Origin of the sequence: Pseudomonas protegens (genome assembly GCF_003732485.1) — a bacterium.
GTDB classification, from domain to species: domain Bacteria; phylum Pseudomonadota; class Gammaproteobacteria; order Pseudomonadales; family Pseudomonadaceae; genus Aquipseudomonas; species Aquipseudomonas protegens_B.
Genome location: NZ_MOAK01000080.1, coordinates 344,497 through 348,355 on the forward strand (window position 1 = coordinate 344,497; position 3,859 = coordinate 348,355).

The following is a 3,859-nucleotide window of genomic DNA, read 5'->3' on the forward strand; positions in this document are numbered from 1 at the left end:
GCCGAGTCATAAAAGTGCGCTGGCAGCGATTGAACAGACGCCATCTCGAGCTCAACGTGTTCTTTTCCGAGCTCCTCACTCGCGACTGAGAAGACCTTATCCAGAAACCGCATACCACTTTCAAACCTGGAGATCACGGTATTAGGCTTGGATAGCTTTTGAGAAACTTTCATGGAATCCCCCTCCGCAGGAATTCCACTCAACGCCTTCAAATGGAGCATGAATACAGCCTTGAGCTCAAGCATAGCCAGGTCTGGGATGTTCGGATACTTCGTAAAGTCGATCCTGAGTTTAGAGCCGCGAATGAATCGGGACGCATTCGGATAGTCTGCATTAAAGTCCCAATTACCTTCCATAAACATGGAGAGTTCAGAAACCTGCAAGGTCTGCAGGTAGGTGAGGAAGGTTAGCGCCTCCTGCTGCGCATTCTCAGCGTCCTGCGGAATGGTTTGACTTAACAGCGGAGACAAGCTCGAGCGAAACCTGGAGAACGAAAGCAGGGCTGAAAAATTGATCTGTTCCATTGTTACAACCCCACCCCGTCAACCAAAATAGTGGTATCAACAAACTCAGCGAGACGGCGCCCTTCGGCCAACTCTTCACCTGAAAAATCAGAGTTCACGTTGAGAATTTTATCGAGCAGAATCAAATTTCCGCGCACCACATGGCCGTAAGGTGTATCCATGACACGAGACACCTCAACGAGCTTTAGATAATCCCTCTCCATTGCAAACAGTTCGGGCAGGTTGGAAGCGGTAAGCAGCACGTTCTCACAGCCCAGGCACATGTTGTACAGGGAGCAAGGACTGCCAGGCACGTAAGTGCTGAGCTTCTTGACGACATCTGGCGGGTTGAAAATATTCCGGCAGCTTGCCAGCGGCGTTTTGAACACCACTTCCGGAGCATCAATCTGAACGGCGTCAATCAGGCTTGCCGTTTCGCCTTCGATCTGCGAAGCCGCTTCAGGTTGATCACGCGACTCAACAGCACGCTCGTAAAGCTCCCGGAGGGCCACATCCAGCTTGGAACGTGCGATGGAGTTGAAATCCATGCGATCCAGGTAGGCCAGGGTCGTCGAGATGTGCTTGTGGCCCAAGATCAGCTGGATCTCACGCACAGGTACGTCCCGCTCGACCAATTCGCTAATGAAACTAGGCCGCAGGCGCGAGGGAGTCAGACTAAGCGGTGCTCCGCCATCATCAACCAAACCTTTGCGCTTGGAGTAAGAGGAGAACAGCACAGGGACAATCCCAACTTTTGAGGTCGCGAACGACTTAATCTTCAGGAAGGTTCTGGGCGCACTTGACTGCCAAATAAAGAGTTTATTCCGAATATCCCTTGGCGCAGCATCGCGGAAGTCTGCAGTCAGCGCTTTGACATCTTCAAATATTTGAGCAACCGCCTTCGACTGAGATGTGGTCAGCCAGGCAATTTCAGCATCAAAGATATCGAGCTGCATCAGCTTCTCGCCGTCGGAACGCTCTTTCCAGTATTTCAGGCAGGCGCGTCCTGTGAGCGGATGCTTCGCTTCATAGTCATCTAAATCTAAGAATTTAAGGGAGTCTGTATTCAATCCCGTAACTTGAGCCAGCTTGATGGCGTAAGGTGCAATTACCCACGAGTCAACACGATAATGTACTCCCCAGCTCTCCACTAGATCTCGGAGGCCAATTCCTGAGCGATTAATAATACTGAGGAAAGCCGAAACATAGGGATCATCACTATCTTTTTCATTGTTCCCAATCACCGTGCAGCCTAGTTTATTCTCGAAAACCCAACGTGCATTGTCGAGCGTACCAAACCCGAACTTTACCTTACCGTCCTTGCCAAGAGGATCCTCACCGATCCCGGAAGACTCATATGGTTGAGCAAGTGTGTTGTAACGCAGGATGTCCTCATCAACACTCATGGAGATCCGGCGACGTTCAGAGCTTGTGTAAGGCCTGTAGAGATCAGTGACTCGATCAGGATCAAAGCCTTGGCAGTTAATAAAGTCAGGCCCTTCATACCCTTTTAGATTTTTGATAACCATCAACGTTTTACGAAATGCGCTAAGCTGAGTATTAGCTGCGCTCGGAGAACAATCACCTGCAATAATCAATTGCTCCAGATGGGTGCGGTATCGAGGAAGGATAAAAGCGTCAAGAGTATCACTCACTCGCTCAACGCCAGCGAATCCTCGCCTGGTAAGAAATCGTGAGACCCATTTGAAAGCTTCAAGGTAATTGCTCTCACCAGAATCGCTGGCCGTTTTTAATGAAGCAATGGCGAACGCGTGCTTCATATCGTTGAACGGCTTGTCCTCGGTAGGGCCCTCAAGGTCATTGATCGTAACGAAGTCCAGCATTCTCAGGCGCTTAAATTCTGTAAGCGCTCGCTCCTTGGGTATAAATTCTTCCTTTGACTCTAATCGCTCCTGGACGGTCATGTAGTCGCTTGAGAGTACGCCCAGGGAATGAAGATCTTGATTAATTTCCTCGTAAGCAAAACGAACACTCTGATAGCGACTCAGACCTTGATTGATCGACTCAAGACCAGGTATTAAGTTAATCCCGCGCCGGAGGCTAAGCTTGTTGCCAAAGACTGGTAAACGAAGTTTTTCTTCATGCGAAAGCGACTTGTACCAACCAAAGAGCTTTAGACGCCAATTGCAGCCAGCAGCAGTTTCTCCTTGATGGATAACACCATCGATCAGCATATTCAGGATAAGTTTCTGCTCAGCCAATTCGAAGATCTCGAGAGAAGGGTCGAGATCCTTGCTGGCAACGTAAGAAGCACTCAGCATGAGCGGGGAGTACCGTCCGCTGTCATTATCGCTGAGTTCGACTTCGTAATAGCCGAGGGGGTTCTCTTCAAGCCCCTTGAGCCAGTCAATGATGCGCACGCTCTCGATGGCGCGTTCATGAATACTCATTTCCTATCTCCCAGCCGGATTTTGAGTTCCGTTTCGGCAACGAGACCCGCCATATTCTTTGCCTTAGTCGGAATTTCACCCGTGGTTGGGCTAAGCATGCGAAAGATATCCTGCGGAATCCGAGTGTACGTTTCAGTTGTTGTGTTGCGTTCGTGCCCAAGTGACATTTGGGCCTTGATCAAGTTATCCAAGTAACTATCGCCAAGATCAGGACTACCCAAAATTTCATAGGCATGGCCATGGCGTAGCTTATGAGGCGAGATCATTCGCTCGATACGCCTGCCTTTAATAGCGCGCTTAGACAAGCGTTCCAACAACTTACTGATGGCATCTGCGTTGAATGGTGTGCCCTCAGAGTTGAAGAAACATGGAGTTGCATCCGACGATTCATATCTACGCGCATACTTTCTGTACAAAGGCGTAGCGTGGTATCGCTTTATACGCTCAAGCGTTGACTTACTTACAATCGAGTACCTAGGCTTGAACTCATTCCCACGGCCTTTGCTGCCATCTATGTAAAGTGGGCAGTAGTCTGGATGTACCCAATCGGCTTCATCCTCTGCGATGAAATTAGCTCGCGAAAACCCCAAGGCCTTATTGACCGCGCCAAGTGTCACCCTTCCAACCTCACTCCGACGCAGGCCTGCATCAAAGATCGTTTGAACAAGAGACCGCTCCCTCTCGCTATTAGTGCTTTGAATGAGCGACTTGAGATCCTGAAGAGAGCATGGCGTTACCAAGTTTTTCTTGGGGGCAGGCGAGATAAATCCCCCCGCATATGGGTTATCTAGCCTCGCAGCCGGTAAGTGCTTCTGCCCGACACACAGGAAATCATTGAAAAGCGCCATGTAACAACCATCCCTATTTCGGATAGTTGTCGAAGTCAAACCCTCAACCTCACGCAAGTGTACGAAATACTTAGCGATTCCCTGCTGGGTTACAGCA

General features: G+C 49.6%; 2 protein-coding genes and 1 pseudogene. All 3 read right to left on the reverse strand.

Going from position 1 to position 3,859, the window contains the following annotated elements:
* Positions 1-524, reverse strand: a pseudogene (locus BLX41_RS36040) (tyrosine-type recombinase/integrase); the annotation flags it as partial.
* A 2-nt stretch (positions 525-526) separates the two neighbouring features.
* Positions 527-2,914, reverse strand: coding sequence for a tyrosine-type recombinase/integrase (locus BLX41_RS22855; RefSeq protein WP_123726712.1), 2,388 nt, complete (start codon positions 2,912-2,914; stop codon positions 527-529).
* Positions 2,911-3,859: tyrosine-type recombinase/integrase (locus BLX41_RS22860; RefSeq protein WP_259745099.1), on the reverse strand; the 949-nt coding region annotated here is incomplete at its 5' end. The genes BLX41_RS22855 and BLX41_RS22860, both read right to left, overlap by 4 nt.